16 protein-coding genes are annotated in these 16,980 nt (G+C 61.4%); 5 read left to right on the top strand and 11 right to left on the bottom strand.

All coding sequences use genetic code 11. The annotated features are described in order from the left end of the window. Together GOEFS_RS20105 and GOEFS_RS20110 are read right to left on the bottom strand one after the other, a co-directional pair. Entirely contained in the window at positions 1 to 840 is an 840-nt protein-coding gene (locus GOEFS_RS20105; RefSeq protein WP_007319794.1) for an ABC transporter permease, read from the bottom strand. A gap of 2 nt (positions 841 to 842) precedes the next feature. Beyond that, positions 843 to 1,829 (bottom strand): ATP-binding cassette domain-containing protein, encoded by a 987-nt coding sequence (locus tag GOEFS_RS20110; protein ID WP_050949984.1) that lies wholly within the window; start codon positions 1,827 to 1,829, stop codon positions 843 to 845. Positions 1,830 to 1,956: 127 nt separating this feature from the next. Here GOEFS_RS20110 and GOEFS_RS20115 point away from each other — a divergent pair, with 127 nt between their 5' ends. Next, positions 1,957 to 2,307, top strand: a complete 351-nt coding sequence (locus GOEFS_RS20115; protein WP_007319796.1) for a helix-turn-helix domain-containing protein — start codon at positions 1,957 to 1,959, stop codon at positions 2,305 to 2,307. Between the two features lie 9 nt (positions 2,308 to 2,316). Here the strand turns inward: GOEFS_RS20115 and GOEFS_RS20120 are convergent, their stop codons facing one another. From GOEFS_RS20120 to GOEFS_RS20140, 5 genes are all read right to left on the bottom strand, one after another. Beyond that, the gene (locus GOEFS_RS20120; protein WP_007319797.1) at positions 2,317 to 2,904 is read right to left on the bottom strand and encodes a ClpP family protease; all 588 of its coding nucleotides are present in this window, start codon (positions 2,902 to 2,904) and stop codon (positions 2,317 to 2,319) included. Next, positions 2,901 to 3,515: a ClpP family protease gene (locus tag GOEFS_RS20125; protein WP_007319798.1), complete on the bottom strand. Its 615-nt coding sequence runs from the start codon at positions 3,513 to 3,515 to the stop codon at positions 2,901 to 2,903. Before GOEFS_RS20125 ends, GOEFS_RS20120 begins: the two co-directional genes overlap by 4 nt. Positions 3,516 to 3,591: 76 nt before the next feature. Further along, positions 3,592 to 4,086 (bottom strand): hypothetical protein, encoded by a 495-nt coding sequence (locus GOEFS_RS20130; protein WP_007319799.1) that lies wholly within the window; start codon positions 4,084 to 4,086, stop codon positions 3,592 to 3,594. A gap of 112 nt (positions 4,087 to 4,198) precedes the next feature. Beyond that, positions 4,199 to 7,528, bottom strand: a complete 3,330-nt coding sequence (locus tag GOEFS_RS20135; protein WP_306304953.1) for a DUF499 family protein — start codon at positions 7,526 to 7,528, stop codon at positions 4,199 to 4,201. 86 nt (positions 7,529 to 7,614) lie between these two features. Beyond that, positions 7,615 to 10,380, bottom strand: coding sequence for a DUF1156 domain-containing protein (locus tag GOEFS_RS20140; protein ID WP_040525710.1), 2,766 nt, complete (start codon positions 10,378 to 10,380; stop codon positions 7,615 to 7,617). Positions 10,381 to 10,995: 615 nt separating this feature from the next. Between GOEFS_RS20140 and GOEFS_RS20145 the strand changes: the two genes are divergently transcribed. Continuing rightward, complete coding sequence (locus tag GOEFS_RS20145) at positions 10,996 to 11,316, top strand: helix-turn-helix domain-containing protein (protein WP_007319802.1); 321 nt, start codon at positions 10,996 to 10,998, stop codon at positions 11,314 to 11,316. 52 nt (positions 11,317 to 11,368) lie between these two features. On the opposite strand, the gene GOEFS_RS20150 is transcribed toward GOEFS_RS20145, so the two are convergent. From GOEFS_RS20150 to GOEFS_RS20165, 4 genes are all read right to left on the bottom strand, one after another. Then, positions 11,369 to 11,698 (bottom strand): hypothetical protein, encoded by a 330-nt coding sequence (locus GOEFS_RS20150; RefSeq protein WP_007319803.1) that lies wholly within the window; start codon positions 11,696 to 11,698, stop codon positions 11,369 to 11,371. Positions 11,699 to 11,878: 180 nt separating this feature from the next. After that, on the bottom strand, positions 11,879 to 12,373 hold the full coding sequence (greA, locus tag GOEFS_RS20155) for a transcription elongation factor GreA (RefSeq protein ID WP_007319804.1): 495 nt from the start codon (positions 12,371 to 12,373) through the stop codon (positions 11,879 to 11,881). Positions 12,374 to 12,529: 156 nt separating this feature from the next. Beyond that, a complete protein-coding gene (locus tag GOEFS_RS20160) occupies positions 12,530 to 13,306 on the bottom strand; it encodes a queuosine precursor transporter (protein WP_007319805.1) in 777 nt (258 codons plus the stop codon). Further along, positions 13,303 to 13,779 carry a DUF4307 domain-containing protein gene (locus GOEFS_RS20165; RefSeq protein ID WP_007319806.1) on the bottom strand — a complete coding sequence of 159 codons (477 nt, stop codon included), beginning with the start codon at positions 13,777 to 13,779 and terminating at the stop codon, positions 13,303 to 13,305. Before GOEFS_RS20165 ends, GOEFS_RS20160 begins: the two co-directional genes overlap by 4 nt. 32 nt (positions 13,780 to 13,811) lie before the next feature. Between GOEFS_RS20165 and mca the strand changes: the two genes are divergently transcribed. Genes mca through GOEFS_RS20180 form a run of 3 tightly spaced genes read left to right on the top strand, consistent with a single transcriptional unit; the run spans position 13,812 to position 16,955 of the window. Further along, complete coding sequence (mca, locus tag GOEFS_RS20170; RefSeq protein WP_007319807.1) at positions 13,812 to 14,666, top strand: mycothiol conjugate amidase Mca; 855 nt, start codon at positions 13,812 to 13,814, stop codon at positions 14,664 to 14,666. Then, complete coding sequence (locus GOEFS_RS20175) at positions 14,666 to 14,941, top strand: hypothetical protein (RefSeq protein WP_007319808.1); 276 nt, start codon at positions 14,666 to 14,668, stop codon at positions 14,939 to 14,941. Before mca ends, GOEFS_RS20175 begins: the two co-directional genes overlap by 1 nt. A 49-nt stretch (positions 14,942 to 14,990) precedes the next feature. After that, positions 14,991 to 16,955 carry a thioredoxin domain-containing protein gene (locus tag GOEFS_RS20180; protein ID WP_007319809.1) on the top strand — a complete coding sequence of 655 codons (1,965 nt, stop codon included), beginning with the start codon at positions 14,991 to 14,993 and terminating at the stop codon, positions 16,953 to 16,955. The last annotated feature ends 25 nt before the right edge of the window (positions 16,956 to 16,980 follow it).

Below are 16,980 nucleotides of genomic sequence, written 5' to 3' on the forward strand. Positions count from 1 at the left end.
CTACTTCGCGTTGCGGATGTAGGCGCGTACGGCCAACGGAGCGAAGATCACGGTGATAATCGCGGCGCCGACCAGACTCCACAGCACATGGGTGCCGACGTGGCCGCTGTTGCACAGTTCACGGACTGCGGAGACCAGGTGGCTGACGGGATTGACTTTCACGAATCCTTGTAACCAGCCGGGCATGGTCTCAACCGGGACGAAAGCGTTGGACATGAACGTCAAGGGGAACATGATGAGCATCGAAATGCCCTGTACCGCAGAAGCTTTACTCATCAAGCAGCCCATTAGCGCGAAGATCCAGGACACGGCGAAGCTGCAGACCAACACCAACAGTGTGGAGCCGATGACGCCGATCGGGTCTGGGCGCCAGCCCATCGCGATACCGACGGTGAAGGTAATCAGCGTGGCGATCAGATAGCGCACAACATCGGCGAGCAACGCGCCCGCCAGCGGCGAGATCCGGGCGATTGGCAGCGAGCGGAATCGGTCGAAGACACCTTTGTCCATATCTTCGCGTAACTGAGTACCGGTCACGATGGAGGTGACGATGACGGTCTGCACGAGGATGCCGGGGATGATCACCGGCAGGTAGGCGTTGATGTTGCCGCTGATCGCGCCACCGAAGATATAGGTGAACATCAGTGTGAAGATGATCGGTTGCAGCACAACGTCGAAGAGCTGTTCGGGGTTGTGACGAATTTTCAGAAGGCCGCGATAGCCCATCGAAAATGATTGCCGCACAGTCTCGACAAGGCTGATCGATGTCTTCGCTTCGGCGCGAACGGCCGCGGTCGAGATGGAGGTGGTGGGAATCGGCTTATCCAGGGTGGTGGTCATGATTACTGCTCCTTGCCGGTGATGGTGAGGAAGACCTCGTCCAGGCTTGGCTTCTGGACGGATATCTCTTCGATGGCGATATCGTTGCCGCGCAACGCGATTAGCACATCGGGAACGAGGTCGGGACGATGAAGGTTGACGGTGACCCGAGATGCTTCCGGACTCAGGGCAGCCGTCTCGCCCAGAACCGACTCGGCGATACGCGCGACCTCGGCGGCATCGGCGCGGTCGGCCGGGGTTAATTGCAGTGTCGAGGATCCGACGGACTGCTTGAGCTCGTCGGCGGTGCCGTCGGCGATAACGATGCCGCGATCGATAACCGCGATACGGTCGGCGAGTTGGTCGGCTTCGTCGAGGTATTGCGTGGTGAGTAGAACCGTGGAGCCGTTCGCGACAAGTTTGCGGATGGTGTCCCACATCTGCGAACGAGTGCGCGGGTCCAGACCGGTGGTGGGTTCGTCGAGGAACAGCAGCGGCGGAGTGTCGATGAGACTGGCGGCCAGATCAAGTCGTCGGCGCATACCGCCGGAGAACTCCTTGAGGGGCCGACCGGCCGCTTCTTCGAGGCCGAAGTCGTGAAGTAGTTCTTCGGTGCGCTGGCGGCATTGTGCCCGTGACTTGCCGAGCAGACGACCGAACAGGTTGAGGTTCTGACTGGCGGTGAGGTCTTCATCGACCGACGCGTACTGCCCGGTGACGCCGACCAGTGAACGAACGGCGACAGCATCCTGGACGACGTCGTAGCCGAAGACCTTCGCTTCGCCGGCGTCGGGGCGTAGGAGGGTGGCGAGCATGCTGACCGTGGTGGTTTTGCCCGCGCCGTTCGGGCCGAGTACGCCGTAGACGGAACCGGTGGGCACCGCGAGGTCGACGCCATTGACGGCCTTGGTGTCGCCGAAGTGTTTGACCAGACCGCGCGCGTCGATGGCGAGGTCCGTCGATGGTGAATCGGAGTGAAAAGCGCTGTGGGCGCTATCGGTGACTGTCATGACGCACACTCTGCCGGGCCGCTCTTGCATGAGGCTGTCGTCGGCTTACGTGACGAGGTGACCAGGTTGATTCTGCTGTGAGCAGAGTGCCCGACCTGGCCATTCAACGATCGCTAGGCTGCCAAGTATGGAACCTGTGACGCGGGACTTGCCGGAAGTGCTGTGGCGTGAAGTGCTCGGTGACTATCTGCGGACCGAGCGCCGCAAGCAGCGCCGAATTCTGACCGAGGTCGCGGCCGTGGCTGGTGTGTCGCCGCAGTACTTGTCTGAGATCGAGCGGGGGCGCAAAGAACCATCGTCGGAGATTCTGGCCGCGGTGACAGGTGCGTTGGGGCTGACGTTATTCGATGTGACGGCGGCAATCGCCGCGACGCTGGCGGTCGCTGCGCGCGTGCCGACGCTGATATCGGCCGCTGACGCACCGGTGTCGCGCCCGGAGCCGTCGAGCGGTCGCGCTCAGTTGCACCTTGTCGCCTGACAGCCCGACCTATCTCGTCGTCATCACCTCGTCCGCCAATCCGTAGGCGACGGCAGCGTCAGCGGGCAGGATGAGGTCCCGATCGGTATCGCGTCGCAGGGTCCGCGGGTCCTTTCCGGTGTGTTTGGCCAGAATCTGCTCGAGCTGGCCGCGGATTCGCACCACTTCATCGGCGTGGATGATGAGTCCCGGGATTGTGCCTTGACCTTCCACCGACGGTTGATGCAAGACAACTCGGCCGTGCGCCAGGATCGATCGGCGACCAGTTGCGCCGCCGGCGAGCAGAACCGCCGCGGGACCGGCCGCCTGACCGACGCAGGTAGTCGTCACCTGAGCCCGCATGTACTGAATGGTGTCGTATACGGCGAGCATCGCAGACGGTGAACCACCCGGCGAGTTGATATACAGGTTGATCGGGAGGTCGGGGCTGTCTGATTCCAGATGAAGCATCTGGGCGATGAGCGCATTGGCAACACCATCGTCGATCTCGGTGCCGAGGTAGACGATGCGATCAGACAGCAGACGACTGTAGACGTCGAGCGAACGCTCGCCGTTGAGAGTGCGTTCGGTGACGTAAGGAATTGTGTAGCTGGTCATTTCGCAGGTCCCATCATGGCTGTCGGTCGGTGTGCGCGTGGATAGATTGCGTCGATGTCGGACACGATCTGATCGGCGAATCCGTAGTCGACTGCTTCGGTGGCGGTGTACCAGTGGTCGTGCTGCGAGTCGGTGATGATGCGGTCGAGTGGCTGTCCGGTGAATCGTGCGATAAGTGCGAGAACGGTATCTCGCGTATGACGTAGATCGGCTGCCTGCACTTCGACGTCCACCGCGGTTCCGCCGATGCCGGCCGAGCCTTGATGCATGAGGATGCGCGCGTGCGGAAGGACGTAGCGTTTGCCCCTCGTGCCGGCCGAGAGTAGGAATTGTCCTGCGCTGGCAGCGGTTCCGAGCGCAACGGTAGCGACATCGTTGGGAATGAGGGCGATGACGTCGGCGATCGACAACATGGCGGCCACCGAGCCGCCGGGGGAGTTGATCCATAAGCTGATGTCCTTGCGCGGGTCCTGCGCGGACAGCAGCAATAGCTGGCTGGTGAGTCGGTTACCGAGATTCGTATCGAGTTGATCAGGGAGGACCACCACGCGTTGGTGGAAGAGGTTAACGCGCAAGTCGTCGTCGAGAGTTGTTCCGTCGTTTTGGCTCATGACCGCAGTCTGCCCGAAAAGTCTTGTGCGGCAAAGGTTTACTGCTGTCGGCGGATCTGCTCCCAGCAGCGGTGAATCAGCGTGCCAGAACGTGCGCGATCGGGTGGATCGTGACGGCGAAAGCGCCAGTGTCGACCCGTATCGGTCGAAGAGGAGTCCCGGCACCTGCGTGGTGACCATCGGTGAAGTCGCAGTGACCGTTGGGATTGATCACGACAATGCGCTTGCTGACCGGGTCGACGAAGGTTACGCGAGCCGCGCCCCGAAGTTCCAATGGCTGGCGCCCGATGGCGTTATGCAGCCAGGAAGCGAGATAGGGGTATGCCGTGTAAACGATTGTGCGACTGCGGCTGTCGGCAGGCGAGACCAGGGGTTTTGGTACCTGAATCGGTGAATAGGCCGGCGTGACGGTGTTGTCTGAACGGTATGCCGGGGCGGCGGCGCCGTTTGCTGGCTGGTGTGGATCAGGTTCGAGTGGCGTCGCGGCGGCATGGGCTGAGCTAGTCAGTACCACGGTTAGGGCGGCCGTCGCGACGACAGCGGCGCTGACGCCGCGGTGCGATTTCGTCATGCGCTGACTGTGGCAGTGTGCGTCGAGTGCCGACAGGTTCTGGCGCGGCCTGAGTATTAAGCCGCGCCGACGTTGAGGCTCGTCGATGCGTCGAGCAGTGCAGCTCTGTACATCAATCAGTATCGAATATGTTCTCCGTGAACCCCAACGTGTCCGCGTTCTCTCGGATGACGCGTTGCCGCGACCGATCGAATCCGTTGGGTGCGGTGGCACGTATCGCTACGCGAACCTCGACGGAGACGCCCGATGCGGATAAGTGTTGCAGCACTTCCCGCTGGATAGTGGAAAAGTCGCGAACAGGGAGGTCGGGGTTGAGCTCGACGGAGCCGAAGTATCGAGTCTGTGGAGTGAGCGTGGGTTCGGGCGGTCCGTCATCGGCCGCCCGGGTTGCGGCGCGGGGTTGACCAGTCGTGGCCAGTTCGTCGGCTAACCATTGTTGCTCAGCGAGCGCGACATCAGGTTTGACGATCAGCGCACTGTCGACCAGATAGGGATTCTCGGAGGCTCCGGGCAGAACGAGCCCGACATAGTGGCCGGTGGACTCGTCGTATGCGTCGGCGAACGCGAAACCGTTTGTGCTCCAGGCGGTGTCGTTGTAGACCGACAGGAGCCCATCGATCAAACTATCCCGATCGCGCAATCGGGTCAGGTAGGGATAGGTCGCGTAATAGGTATAGAGCTGGCCGACGGTGACGTGGCCGCTTTCCCAGGCCGGAGCGAGTGTGTTATCCAGGTCCATCCGAATGAGAGCGGCTGATCGGGACCGCGCGATCGCGTCGTCCAATTTGGTTGCCGTACGAGCGATAAGGTCGTCGGTGGTCCCCGCGGTGGAGGACATAGTCATCTCGTACGTCGCCTGTCCCGCTTGCTGTTTCGGATACACCGCCCAGACGAAGGTTTCCAGCAGACGAACATTCACGATTTCGTCGGCGCGTGCCATCCGGTTCTTCGCCTGCTTTGTTTGCTGGCTACTGAGATTCAAGTCTTCCGCGTTCTCGGACACATATCGCCACGCGATGAAATCGCGGACAGCCGAGCCCAATTCCGGTGCGCGCTTGTCATCGGCGGTAAGGAAGACGAGCGAGTTCTTGTAGGTACGGTTTATCGCGCCCCGATGTTCGACGACGTCGGCGGCCCAGGTTCGGGCGGTGCTGGCCCCACGCGCCGAATGTGTGTACTTCATCGGGACGATGACCAGACGCGTCAGTTGTTCGTCGGAAACCTCGGCGGATGAGGTCGGGAAGACATGAATGCCGCCGAAGGTGTTGTCGCGCGTGTGTTTTCGTGCCCGATTCAGACGGTCTTCGACCTCGGTCCAGACGTCGGCGTCGGGAAGGTTCGCCGCGTGATCGCGTGCGGTCCGCGTTGTGTTCGCGTGGGTGTCGTACCAGAAGCGCGATGCCTCGGTGTAGAGATATGTCGAGCGATTGGTGAGGTGATCGAGTGCGGAATGAAAGTTGCCGGGTACATCACCGGGAATGGCCGTTCCCAGGAAGATTCGCGGTTTGTCGACGCCCTTGTGCGCGGTGTGCAGGGCGGGCGTCGCGGCCATAAATATTGCGCGGGCTAGTCTTTCGGCTATTCCGCGTTTGCCGAATAGGTCGTGGTCTTTGTCGACCTGGCGCGGGATCGCCCGTTTGCCCGCGACGTCGGTGTCGATGATGGGACGCCACGGATCGTCGAGGTAGTGGGATATCTCGGTGACGAAGTCGGCGCTTTCCAACGGGATTCCGCCCGGCAGGATCAGTGGTGCCTTGTCTTGCTCCTGCCATAGCGTCCCGACGATCTGATTCATTACGCGCAGGACACCGCGAGTTCGCTGGAACCGGTCCAGCGTCGACCAATCCTCGTAGAGACGATCGAATAGCTCTGGATGAATCGGGTAACACTGCTTGATGCGGTCGATATAGGCGTTCTCGCGGACCTCGTTCGGGAATTCCGTTGCGTGCGAACGGTAAAACTCGACTACCGCCTTCGCGATCGCACTGATCGTGGTCATCGTTGTACCGTCCGGAGTAGCGAAGATCCGTCGTCGGACGATCTCGAAACTCTCCTGCGCGTTCGCGGGCTGCCACTGGTCGGCCGTGCGTCCGACGATCTGTCGCAATCGAGCGAGGGCTTCGCGGCCGTGCTCGCCGCCAACTTCCTCATCACTGATCGCGTCCTGGCCGTCGGCCGGATTCGATGACGCCGGGATGGAGATGACTACCTGAACTCCCGCAGTCGCGTTGGCCGCTTCGGTGAGTGTTTGGGCGAAGGTGAATTGGGTGTCGAAGTCGCCGGCGGGGAGGTTGTCGGCGTTGATCAGTTGACGTGCGTACGCGACCCATTCGTCGATCAGGATCACCGCGGGGGAGTACAGCGCGAGGAGGTCGCGTAACTCGGCGCCCGGACTTGTCGAGGTCCGGTCGGAATCAGCTACGAGGTCGAAGGCTTCCTTACCTCCGAGCTGCCATGCCAATTCGCCCCACACCGTGCGAATTCCCGGTCGGCCATCGCGGGTATCAGCCCTGGCCGGCACCAATTGGTTGCCGACGAGCGCTACCCGGCGAACGCCGTTGGTGAGTTGGTCGAGTGGTTTGGCAAGTGCGGCAACATCATCGGGATAGTGGTCGCTTGACGTGCCGCTCGCCAGATGCCACAGTGCGAGCATCGAGTGGGTCTTGCCGCCACCGAAGTTGGTTTGCAGATTCACCACCGGCGACGCGTTCATATCACCGGTTAGGCGCCGAACGTTCCGGTTGATCAAGTCTCGAAGGCCATGTGTGAGGTAGGTGCGCTCGAAGAAGGATGCGGGGTCGGAGTATTCGGTGTTTTTCTTGGTGTCGGACGTCGGATTGGCGACGGAGTAGAGGTCAGCGGCGAATTCCGCGGCGTTGAAATTGCCGCTCGCTACGTCGGGATGTGGGGATAACACCTCTCGCCACGGCGGGAGATTGTCCGAGCCGACGGCCAGGTTTGGATTCGATCGTGCGGCGCTGGCGTCTTCGCGGTCGTGCGCGATCCGTACGACGTCGTTGCGGAGAGTGCGGACTTCCTTGGCCTCGTCCGGGGCGCCGATGGCGTCGAGGAACCGCTCGGCGGTGTCGAGGGCGCGCTGGGCGTCTTCGTTCACGAATGCTTCGCCGTGAGCGAGGCTGTTACGCGCTTCGCGAAGTTCGACCGCCCAACTTAGCTGTACCCGTGACAGCCGTCCGTTGAATGGGTACCAGCCCTTCTTGGCCGCGTTGGGGATGTTCTCGGTGAGCATCCGCAGGCCGGTTTGCGGGTCGTCCGGGTTGTACTTCTTGTCCGGTGGAGCGCCTTTGCTGTTGTCGCGCAATCGGATCATGTCTACCCACGCAGTGTCGCCGATCTCTGGTGCGACGGCGACCGTGATGAAGCGATTGAGGGCAGGTCCAAGTAGATCCATCGCCTTATGGATGCGGTCCCGGTTGTTCATCGCCATGAGGGTCTCTTTCAATTGCACAACTAATTGGTTAGTCGTGAAGATGGTAGCCCGTCGGCGGTGCGTGATGTTCGGATGGATCAGAGTAGAGCGGTCTGGTGGCCCCCCGCACCTCGTGCGATGTCATTCCATGCTGCTCCGAGGGAGTTGAAAGTGATCGCGAGCTGGGTCATCTTCTGTTCTTCGGCGAGTTTGAACATGAGATGGGCGAGTTCCTTGCACAACTCGCGATCGACCGTCGAAGGGGCCTGTCCGAGGAGCGCTGAAGCGCTCGGGATTCCATGCCTGGTCAAGACCCGAGTGAGTTGCATGACCACTTCCCATTCACTGATCGCTCGGTCGACGGCCGGGTCATAGTCGCCGGGCATATCCTCGGGCGCGATGAGCGACACCTTTCCGCCGCCTTTGACCAGGATGCCGGCCCGTGCGAGGTGATCGAGCGAGACGCCGCGAGCATTGGCGATGGATTCGGCGTCGCTGAAAGTGCCGGTACTGAAGCCATTTTGACGGAACCAGGCCAGAGCGAAGCGGGTCTCGGTGTCGAAGTCATTTTCCAGCTCGGTCGTGACTTCATCGAGTATCGAGTTAATGCGTTGCAAGGCAGTGCGAACGGTCATTGTGGATCCATCGTCCTCTAGGACCGCGCTATAGCGGGAGAACACGGCCATCCCGGGGCCGATGGCGGCCTGCGGTAGGTCAACAGGGGCGATAGAGCCTTGCTGAAGCTCGCGAAGCTTCTGGGGGAGTTCGGATTTCAACACGGAGAGAAAGCCGCGACGATCGATGCGGGATGTCGTTTCCGGGCGTGGACGGAGCGCCAGAACTATCGAGGAGGCCAGAGCGTTCGTGCCGTGCGACAACATGCGATTACCTAGTTCCGAACGCATCGGCCAGGTGGCGGTGATCTGCCAGCCCGCGCGAATCATGCCTTCTAGCAAGGTTTCCCATCCGGTAGATGCTTGCCCGCCAACGGAAGAGTCTTGCTGCTTGAACGCGTAGTACACGGTGATTGGAAAGTCTGGCAGGGCGGTCTCGCGAGCACGGAGGAAAACTTCGTGAAAACCGTCTTCAAAGAATCGATGCGCTCCGTCTCTGCCTTGGTGCCGGTACGGATTGGCAACGAGTTCTTCGGCTTTCGGTACGAGCATGGTGGACATGATCGACGGGTGGACGTCGTGGAGTGCGCGTCGTAGCCAGATGTAGAAGAAGTCGGAGAGATCCGAATAGCCGATATTGTCGTAGTAGGGAGGATCGGTGGAGATAAGCAGCGACGCTGTGTCTCGGGCTGACGCGGATACCTGGTCGGCGAGTGCCGACGGATAGGCCCGCGAACGGTCGAGGCATTCCGCCGGCCAGTCGACTTGACCGACGAAACTCCCGGTCGAGTTCGAGAAGATATTGCTCTCGCAGAAGTCCCAGTTCATCGGGATCGCCTGCCGCCCAAAGGTATTCCGAATCTTCGACGCCGAACTGTCCCAGCTCGCGATCGCCGACGAGCGATCCGCCGTTCGGCTTACCGCCAATGCTAGATATGTGGCTATCGCATCCGCGTACGCCGCCGCGCCGTCACCGCCAGCGTCCAGGCGCTCACCCACTTCGATGCCGGCCGCCACGGCATCCCGGTGAACTCGATCACGCACCTCCCGCACCAGATCGGTCAATGTGATGAGGGCCATCAGTTGGCGTGGTGTGAAAAGCGATGCCCACGTTGCCATGCCGTAATTCGGAGTCTTGAAATCACGAGGATTGTCGGGCAGATCGCCTTCGGGCGAATTCACTGGCGGCGGTACATCCGCAGCTTTTGTGTGCTCTGCGGTGGGGGCCAGGTAAATCCGTTGCCGGTGGCCTTCGGCTACTGTCGCCATCAACTGAGTTCCGAGTCGACCGGCCTTGCCCTGCGCTCGAATGTACTTCAGCTCCACGGCCGTGCCGCATCGCAGACATGTCGCACCACTGCGTCCCACGGTCCCATCGGACTCGGCTGTTGGCGCAGAGGCCGCGTCACGTCCGATCTCGAACGTTACGGTTTTCCCATCGATCTTCGGCGTGACATACGCCCAGTTGCCCTTCTTCTTGCTGAGCCACCATGACCGCACCAGTGGCATTGCGATACGGCACTCAGGGTTGGGGCATGTCACCGTCCGCGTCCAGATCCACGCGATCGCAGTAGCTTTCGATCCCCCCTGGAGGGGAACTTGGGGATACAGGTGCCCGATCAGAGTCTCCGCTTCATCGCGCATCCATCGGCCGTAGCGTCGTACGTCTTCGGCGAGACCGGTTGCGCGAGGCCACGATTGGATCTTCTCCGCCGCAGCGTCGGGAAAAATCGGTGGGCGGCCCGCGAACTTCGGCGGGATCTCGATCAACGCCTTATTGATCAGGACCGCAACGGGATTCAGGTCCGAAGCCTGCGTATCGAGTCCGAGACGCTGTGCCTCCAATGGAATGGTACCGCCGCCCGCGAACGGGTCGAGAATGGCTGGCGGATGCCCATTTGTCGACTCCAGGATCTTCTGGTGGGCTTCGTGAAGCAACTGGTCATCGTTCGAGTTCTCCCACACGACGAGACGCTCGATCAGTTCAAACAAGCGCTTCCGTTCCAGATCTTGGTCTCCGTCGGTGGGATAGAGATCGGGCCGCGACGATGGATCGTCGACGAGCTGCGCGAACAACACCGCCCTGGCGGCCGCAAGCGGCCGCCGCGCCCACCACAGGTGAAGCGTCGACGGATGACCGTGGCGGATCGACTTCTCTCGTGCCGATTCTTCGTTGATCTTCTGCAGGGGAATGCTGACTTCGATCAGCTTCCGTCGAGGAAGAGTGGGCGATGCTGCATGCGTAGTCAATGAAACCCCGTCGTCGGCAGATGGAACGTCCAGAGTCTAACGCACAACGAGTTGTGTATAGCTGATCGAGAATGCCGGGCGGTGACCGGTCGTATGGGACTTTCCCCTCCGAAGCATGTGGTTCGTGATGATTGGCCGGGTAGGCAGCCGTGGTGTGCCCCCCGGGGCTGGCATAGCGTCTAGATGCCCGGTGGCGGCGAAGCCGCCGGCAGCCCAAGGTCAACTGTGCGATACCGAGATGAATTAGGTTGTGGCTCAGCCTAATTCATATTATCGCGTACGTAATGTGTTACTGCCCTATTAAGTTCGCGTTCGTCACCTAACGATTGGTCGTTGGCCGACGATGGAGATCGCATCATTCTTGGCCGCGAGGGCGTTTACTCGCAGGCGTCACGGTCGGCGGCATCAACAACAATCGGCACCGCGTGTGGTGATGGCCACAGTCGCCGCATGCGCCGCCGACGGCGGACTATCCGATCGTCCGACGTGAGGTGGGCGAATGCCGTCGGCATGGCGATTCTCCGGGGTCGTTTCTTGGCGTGGAGTCGAATGGCTTTATCTCACAGCACAACACGGTGGGCAGACAATTAGTTGTGGTTCAGAAAGATTGGTGTAATGCCCGACCGAGTCCGCGGATCCCTGGAGTGGGATACCTATGCGTTCTCGTTCGGTCATCGGCTGGCAACCGTCCGGCGCGAGCGGGGGCTGTCTCAGGAGGCATTAGCCTTCGCATCGGGAATGCATCGCAATCAGGTGTCGAATCTTGAACGGGGAGTTAGCAATCGGGAGCCTGGCATCTCAGATCCGTTGCTATCAACGGTTTATCGGCTGGCGCGCGCACTCAACGTGCCGCCGTCGTACCTGCTGCCCGACATCGACCAGGCGGTGCAGGAACGTTCGCCCGAGCAGGGGAGGATGTCGAGGTCTCGCGGGTAGAGACTGAGTTGAAGGCCCGGATAGCCGAGTTGTAGACGCCCGGTGTGCCGCCCTAGGCCGCGGTGTGTGTCCCATGTGGCAGGTCGGTCGAGTAGCGGACCACATTGTGAACGCGGCCGATCCTCTTCTCTATCAACACGATAGCTTCGGCGAGCTGTGCCGAGTCGTCGATGTCGGCGACCAATGCGACCGTGTGGCCGTTGTTACCCAGCATGAACGGGACAATGTCGGAGTAACTGTCGCTGACGACACCGAACGGGGTGCCGACGGCGAACAGATGGCGAGCGTAGTCCGCCACGGCAGGGTCTGAGCCGATAACGATCAGCGGCACTGGAGCGTCATGTGCATTGGAATGAATGGTGCGGTTGAGTCGAAGTTTCATAACTCATACGATGCTCGCCGAATCTGCTGTCCGACTTGCCAGAGTCTGTGAAGTTGATGAGTCCCGAGGCTATCGATTGGGCGGCTGATGAATACTTCGCCGCAAAACGACTTACGGCGACCTGCGCTTGCTCGACAATTCTTGAGCATGCACAGGCCGCCGCGCAACCGGGATTAGGGGTCAGTCGTGGTAGGGCTCCGCGCTCACCAGGGTCACCGAGAACTCATTCCCATTGGGGCCCTTGTATTTCCGCGTATCGCCGACCTTGGCGTCGATCAGCGCGCCGCCCAGCGGTGAGCTGGGGGAGTACACCGAAAGCTCGCCGTCCTGTGCGCCGGCCTCGCGAGTGGCGATAAGGAAAGTTTCGGTATCGGACTTGTCGCCGTCGAAATAGACCTTGACGACCGATCCGGGCAGCGCGACGCCCGACTGTGTGGGCGCTTCGCCGACCTTGGCGTTGTTCAACAGTTCTTGCAACTGACGGATGCGGGCTTCCTGCTGGCCCTGCTCTTCGCGTGCGGCGTGGTAGCCGCCGTTCTCCTTGAGGTCGCCTTCTTCGCGGCGCTCGTTGATCTCGGCGGCAATGACCGGGCGGTTGGCGATCAGCGAATCCAACTCGGTCTTGAGCCGGTCATGCGATTCCTGCGTCAGCCACGTCACCTGTGTGTCGGTCATCGGTACTCCTTTGCGGTTGAGCACGCTGTGAGTTAATCCAGCATGCGTCGGCGACCCGAAGAGTGCCCTTGCGGACCCCCGTCGGGTGCGCCCCAAATGCAGCAACACGACCCCGAGCGGAGTCGTGTTTCCGTCCAGGATACCAGTGCGTGTGCTTTAAGGCACATCCGTTACCGAGTCGTTGCCTGCGCGTAATGCTCTCTGGTAGGACGGCTCGGCACGTTTGAGCCAGCTGACGACGCGGTAGGTCAGTGGCATCACCATGAGTTCGACCAGGGTCTTCCAGACGAATCCGATAATCGTGTAATTCCAGAAGTCCGACCAGGTGGAAATGCCGAGTGCGGTAGCGGCGATGGAACAGAAGATGAGAGTGTCGGCGAACTCGCCGACGACAGTTGACGAAATCAACCGAGCCCACAAACGACGCTCGCCCGCCCGCTCCTTCATTTTCACCAAGACGTATGAATTGAGAAATTCGCCAACCATGTAGCCGGCTAGACCTGCGAGCAGGAACTGCGGAACGACGCCCGCAACGGTCCGGAAGGCCTCCTGGCCCTCGTAGAAGTCGGCTGCCGGCAACTCGATGGTCAGCCAAAAGCACAGGGACGCAAGGAGAAGCACCGCGAAGCCGGCAAAAATGGTGCGCCGCATCGCACGGAAACCGTAGACCTCGCTGATCACATCACCGAGGACGTAGGCGAGTGGGAACAGGTAGAAGGCGCCGTCGGTGACCAAGCCGTTGAGATGGAACGGACCGAAATCCAGGTGTAGCCAATTGTCGAAGAGCACGACACCCTTGGTGCCGGTGATATTGCTGATGAGCATGACTCCGACGAACAGTGCCATCAACATCGGGTAATAGCGGCCCGATGCGTCGGCGAATACTACGCGCGGCTTCGTCGGCGCGGCATTGTTATTGGTCCAGGACGTCATCGGGTCGGCTCTATCAGATAGGGCGGCACCGTCGTCGTGCAGCCGAAGACCTCGCCGATCACCGGCGGTCGTGACGTGATGACCTGACTCCCGGCGCCGACCTGCGTCGACTCGCCGGCCGGCACGAGCACTTCGCGCCGGCCGACCTCACTGCCGTCTTTAGCTCGCGCGCGCACGACGCACGCGACAGCGGTTCCCGGGTCTTGTCGGGTGACAGTGAACTGGACGTCGATGGAATTGCTGCTTTTGATCTGGTAGCCGGTTGCCTGTCCCGACACTGTGGGATCGCCGAACTGGCGATATCCGATAAACGCGATGGTCAGGCCGGCAGCGACCACCACAATCGACAACGCATAGAACCAGCGCTTGCGGCTCGACTGCGAACGCTCCACGGGGTAGGTGGCGCGGGGGCCGCTGCGCGGTTTGGAGTCCTCGGTGGCGGGCCGCTCGGTGCCCCCGTCTGAACTGTTCACGCGTCAATACCTACCATGAGGTGGTGAGATTGATGGCAGTGCATGCGCACCCGGACGACGAATCCAGCAAGGGTGCCGCAACGACGGCGCGATATGCCGCGGAAGGCCACGAAGTTCTGATCGTCACGCTGACCGGCGGCGAACGGGGCGACATCTTGAATCCGGCGATGGACCGGCCAGGTATCAAAGAGAACATCAGTCAGGTGCGCCGCGACGAGATGGCCGCCGCGGCCAAGGCGCTGGGCGTATCGCAGCGCTGGCTCGGGTTCGTCGATTCCGGCTTGCCCGAAGGAGATCCGCTGCCTCCATTGCCGGAGGGGTCCTTCGCCGCCATTCCGATCGAGGGCCCCAATCGCGCGCTGGTCGAGGTGGTCCGCGAGTTCAAACCTCACGTGATGATCACATACGACGAGCACGGCGGGTACCCGCATCCGGACCACATTCGATGCCATGAAGTGTCGATGGAGGCGTACGAGAAGGCCGGTGATCCTGACGCGTATCCAGGCACGGGCGAACCGTGGGATATCTCGAAGGTCTACTACACGCATGGCTTCATTCGGAACCGGATGCAATTGTTCTCCGACGAGTTCGAGAAGAACGGGATGGACAATCCATTCAAGGAGTGGCTCAGTCGCCTGGACGAGCGTGGTGCGTTCGGCGATCTGATGGGTCGGATCACCACCCAGGTCGAATGTGGCGATTATTTCGGCCAGCGTGACGACGCCTTGCGCGCGCACGCCACGCAGATAGATCCGAATGGTGTCTTCTTCGCAGTACCCTTGGAGTGGCAGCAACGACTGTGGCCCACCGAGGAGTTCGAGTTGGCGAAGACACGGGTGAAGACGTCGATCCCCGAGACCGACCTCTTCGCCGGGATCGAGGAGTAATGAACGGCACGCTCGAGACGGTGGCTGTGCTGGCGGTCGACCCGAAGGGACCAGAATTCGGCAAGGCATCGCCGCTGGGATTGCTGATCATCCTGCTGCTGCTCGCGGGTACCGCGTTCTTGATCTGGTCGATGAACAAACAACTCCGCAAGCTGCCCGAGACATTCGATACCGAACACCCCGAGGCTGATCAGGCATTCGACGAGGGCACAGATTCGGTGAGCGACGAGCCGCCGGCGTCGGTGCCGGATCTACATAAGAGACCGTCGGACTGACTCGGTCGCGCCGGTAGTCGGGCCGATCGCCCCGTGAGATGGTGGAGCGATGAATCGGCTGACTAATTCGACCAGTCCTTATCTTCGTCAGCACGCCGACAACCCGGTCCATTGGCGCGAATGGAGCAACGACGCCTTCGCCGAGGCGGTAGCACGCGATGTTCCAGTGCTTTTGTCGGTCGGGTATGCGGCCTGTCACTGGTGCCACGTGATGGCTCACGAATGTTTTGAGAATGAACAGATCGCGGCCCAGATGAACGCCGAGTTCGTCTGTATCAAGGTCGACCGGGAGGAACGTCCCGACATTGACGCGATCTACATGAATGCCACGGTCGCGATGACCGGCCAGGGCGGCTGGCCGATGACCTGTTTCCTCACTCCGGCGGGTGAGCCCTTCTACTGCGGAACCTACTTCCCGCCCAGCCCACGCAACGGCCAACCGGGTTTTACCGAGTTGATGAGTGCGATCACCGATACCTGGATCAATCGGCGCGATGAAGTGACGAGGGTCGGCAAGGAGTTGACCGGGCATCTGAGCGCCGCATCTGGTGGCCTGCCCGATGCCCAATTCGTTCTCGACGATGCGTTGGCGATCCACGCGTCGAACGAGCTAGTCGCGCAAGAGGACCGTGCCCACGGCGGATTCGGTGGCGCGCCCAAGTTTCCGCCGTCGGCTCAACTCGAAGCACTGTTGCGGCACTACGAACGGACCGGCGACAGGGAAGCGCTCGGGGTCGTCGAACGGACCGCGCAGGCGATGGCGCGCGGCGGTATTTACGACCAACTCGGCGGTGGGTTCTCGCGATATGCGGTCGACATCGCCTGGGCGATACCGCATTTCGAGAAGATGCTGTACGACAACGCGCAGTTGCTGCGCGTCTATGCACATCTAGCCTGTGTGGCCTCGGATGCTTCGGCTATGGCGGCTAGGGTCACGGCGGAGACTGTCGATTTCCTGGCCACCGACCTGCGCGTGGAGGGCGGTTTCGCATCGTCGTTGGATGCCGACACCGACGGGGTCGAAGGCGCGACCTATGTGTGGACTCGGCGTGAGTTCGACGAGTTGCTCGGGAGCGATTCCGATTGGGCCGCAGAACTTTTCACCGTCACCGAGACCGGGACCTTCGAACATGGCACCTCTACGTTGCAGCTGCCCGTAGATCCCGACAATGTGCAGCGGTTCGCGGCGGTCGTTGATCGGTTGCGTGCGGCCCGCGAAAAACGGCCACAACCGGGGCGCGACGGCAAGGTGGTTACCGCGTGGAACGGTATGACGATCACCGGACTAGTAGAGGCCGGGACCGCGCTGAACCGCCCCGAGTGGGTTGACCTGGCGGCGTGGTGCGCGGACGAACTTCTATCCCGGCACATCGTCGAAGGTGAGCTGCGTCGAACGTCGCTTGATGGCGTCGTCGGGACGACACCGGGCATGCTCGATGATCACGCTGCCTTGGTTACCGGCTTGCTCGGTTTGTTTGCCGCGACCGCGCAGGAGCGTTGGTTGGATGCGGCGATAGCATTGTTAGACAAGGCGATTGGACTATTTGGCGATCCGGATGCGCAAGGTTCCTGGTTCGACGCGCCTGCTGGAGCGACCGGACTGATCACGCGGCCGAGGGATCCCGCTGACGGCGCGACACCGTCGGGTGGATCGCTGATGGCTGAGGCGCTATTGACTGCTTCGATGTTGGCGGCGCCCGAGAAGGCCGGAAGCTACCTCGAACTCGCCGATGCGACGCTACGACGTGCCGCGGTACTAATGGCCAAGGCGCCACGCGCGGCTGGGCACTGGTTAACGGTGGCACAGGCTCGGCTCAGCGGTCCGATCCACGTGACAGCGACGTCGGGCGAACTACTTTCCGCGGCCAGATCGTTGGGTCGAGGCGGAATGCTGGTTACCGCCGCGGGCGCGGGGATCTCGGCCGATCAGCCGGACGGGACCGTGATGGTGTGTAAAGGCACAACATGCTCATTGCCAGTGAAGTCGATCGACGAGTTGGTGGCCTTGCTGTAGGCGTTCGGGCGTGGGCGGTCTCGAT

Source organism: Gordonia effusa NBRC 100432 (assembly GCF_000241305.1).
Classification (GTDB): Bacteria; Actinomycetota; Actinomycetes; order Mycobacteriales; family Mycobacteriaceae; genus Gordonia; species Gordonia effusa.

Bases quoted from the DNA above. Each gene is read 5' to 3' on its own strand.
- GOEFS_RS20125 (WP_007319798.1), bottom strand. From the start codon at position 3,515: ATGAGCCAAAACGACGGAACAACTCTCGACGACGACTTGCGCGTTAAC.
- GOEFS_RS20175 (WP_007319808.1), top strand. From the start codon at position 14,666: ATGAACGGCACGCTCGAGACGGTGGCTGTGCTGGCGGTCGACCCGAAG.
- greA (WP_007319804.1), bottom strand. From the start codon at position 12,373: ATGACCGACACACAGGTGACGTGGCTGACGCAGGAATCGCATGACCGG.
- GOEFS_RS20150 (WP_007319803.1), bottom strand. From the start codon at position 11,698: ATGAAACTTCGACTCAACCGCACCATTCATTCCAATGCACATGACGCT.
- GOEFS_RS20180 (WP_007319809.1), top strand. From the start codon at position 14,991: ATGAATCGGCTGACTAATTCGACCAGTCCTTATCTTCGTCAGCACGCC.
- GOEFS_RS20105 (WP_007319794.1), bottom strand. From the start codon at position 840: ATGACCACCACCCTGGATAAGCCGATTCCCACCACCTCCATCTCGACC.
- GOEFS_RS20110 (WP_050949984.1), bottom strand. From the start codon at position 1,829: ATGACAGTCACCGATAGCGCCCACAGCGCTTTTCACTCCGATTCACCA.
- GOEFS_RS20130 (WP_007319799.1), bottom strand. From the start codon at position 4,086: ATGACGAAATCGCACCGCGGCGTCAGCGCCGCTGTCGTCGCGACGGCC.
- GOEFS_RS20145 (WP_007319802.1), top strand. From the start codon at position 10,996: ATGCCCGACCGAGTCCGCGGATCCCTGGAGTGGGATACCTATGCGTTC.
- GOEFS_RS20115 (WP_007319796.1), top strand. From the start codon at position 1,957: ATGGAACCTGTGACGCGGGACTTGCCGGAAGTGCTGTGGCGTGAAGTG.
- GOEFS_RS20160 (WP_007319805.1), bottom strand. From the start codon at position 13,306: ATGACGTCCTGGACCAATAACAATGCCGCGCCGACGAAGCCGCGCGTA.
- GOEFS_RS20120 (WP_007319797.1), bottom strand. From the start codon at position 2,904: ATGACCAGCTACACAATTCCTTACGTCACCGAACGCACTCTCAACGGC.
- GOEFS_RS20135 (WP_306304953.1), bottom strand. From the start codon at position 7,528: ATGAACAACCGGGACCGCATCCATAAGGCGATGGATCTACTTGGACCT.
- mca (WP_007319807.1), top strand. From the start codon at position 13,812: ATGGCAGTGCATGCGCACCCGGACGACGAATCCAGCAAGGGTGCCGCA.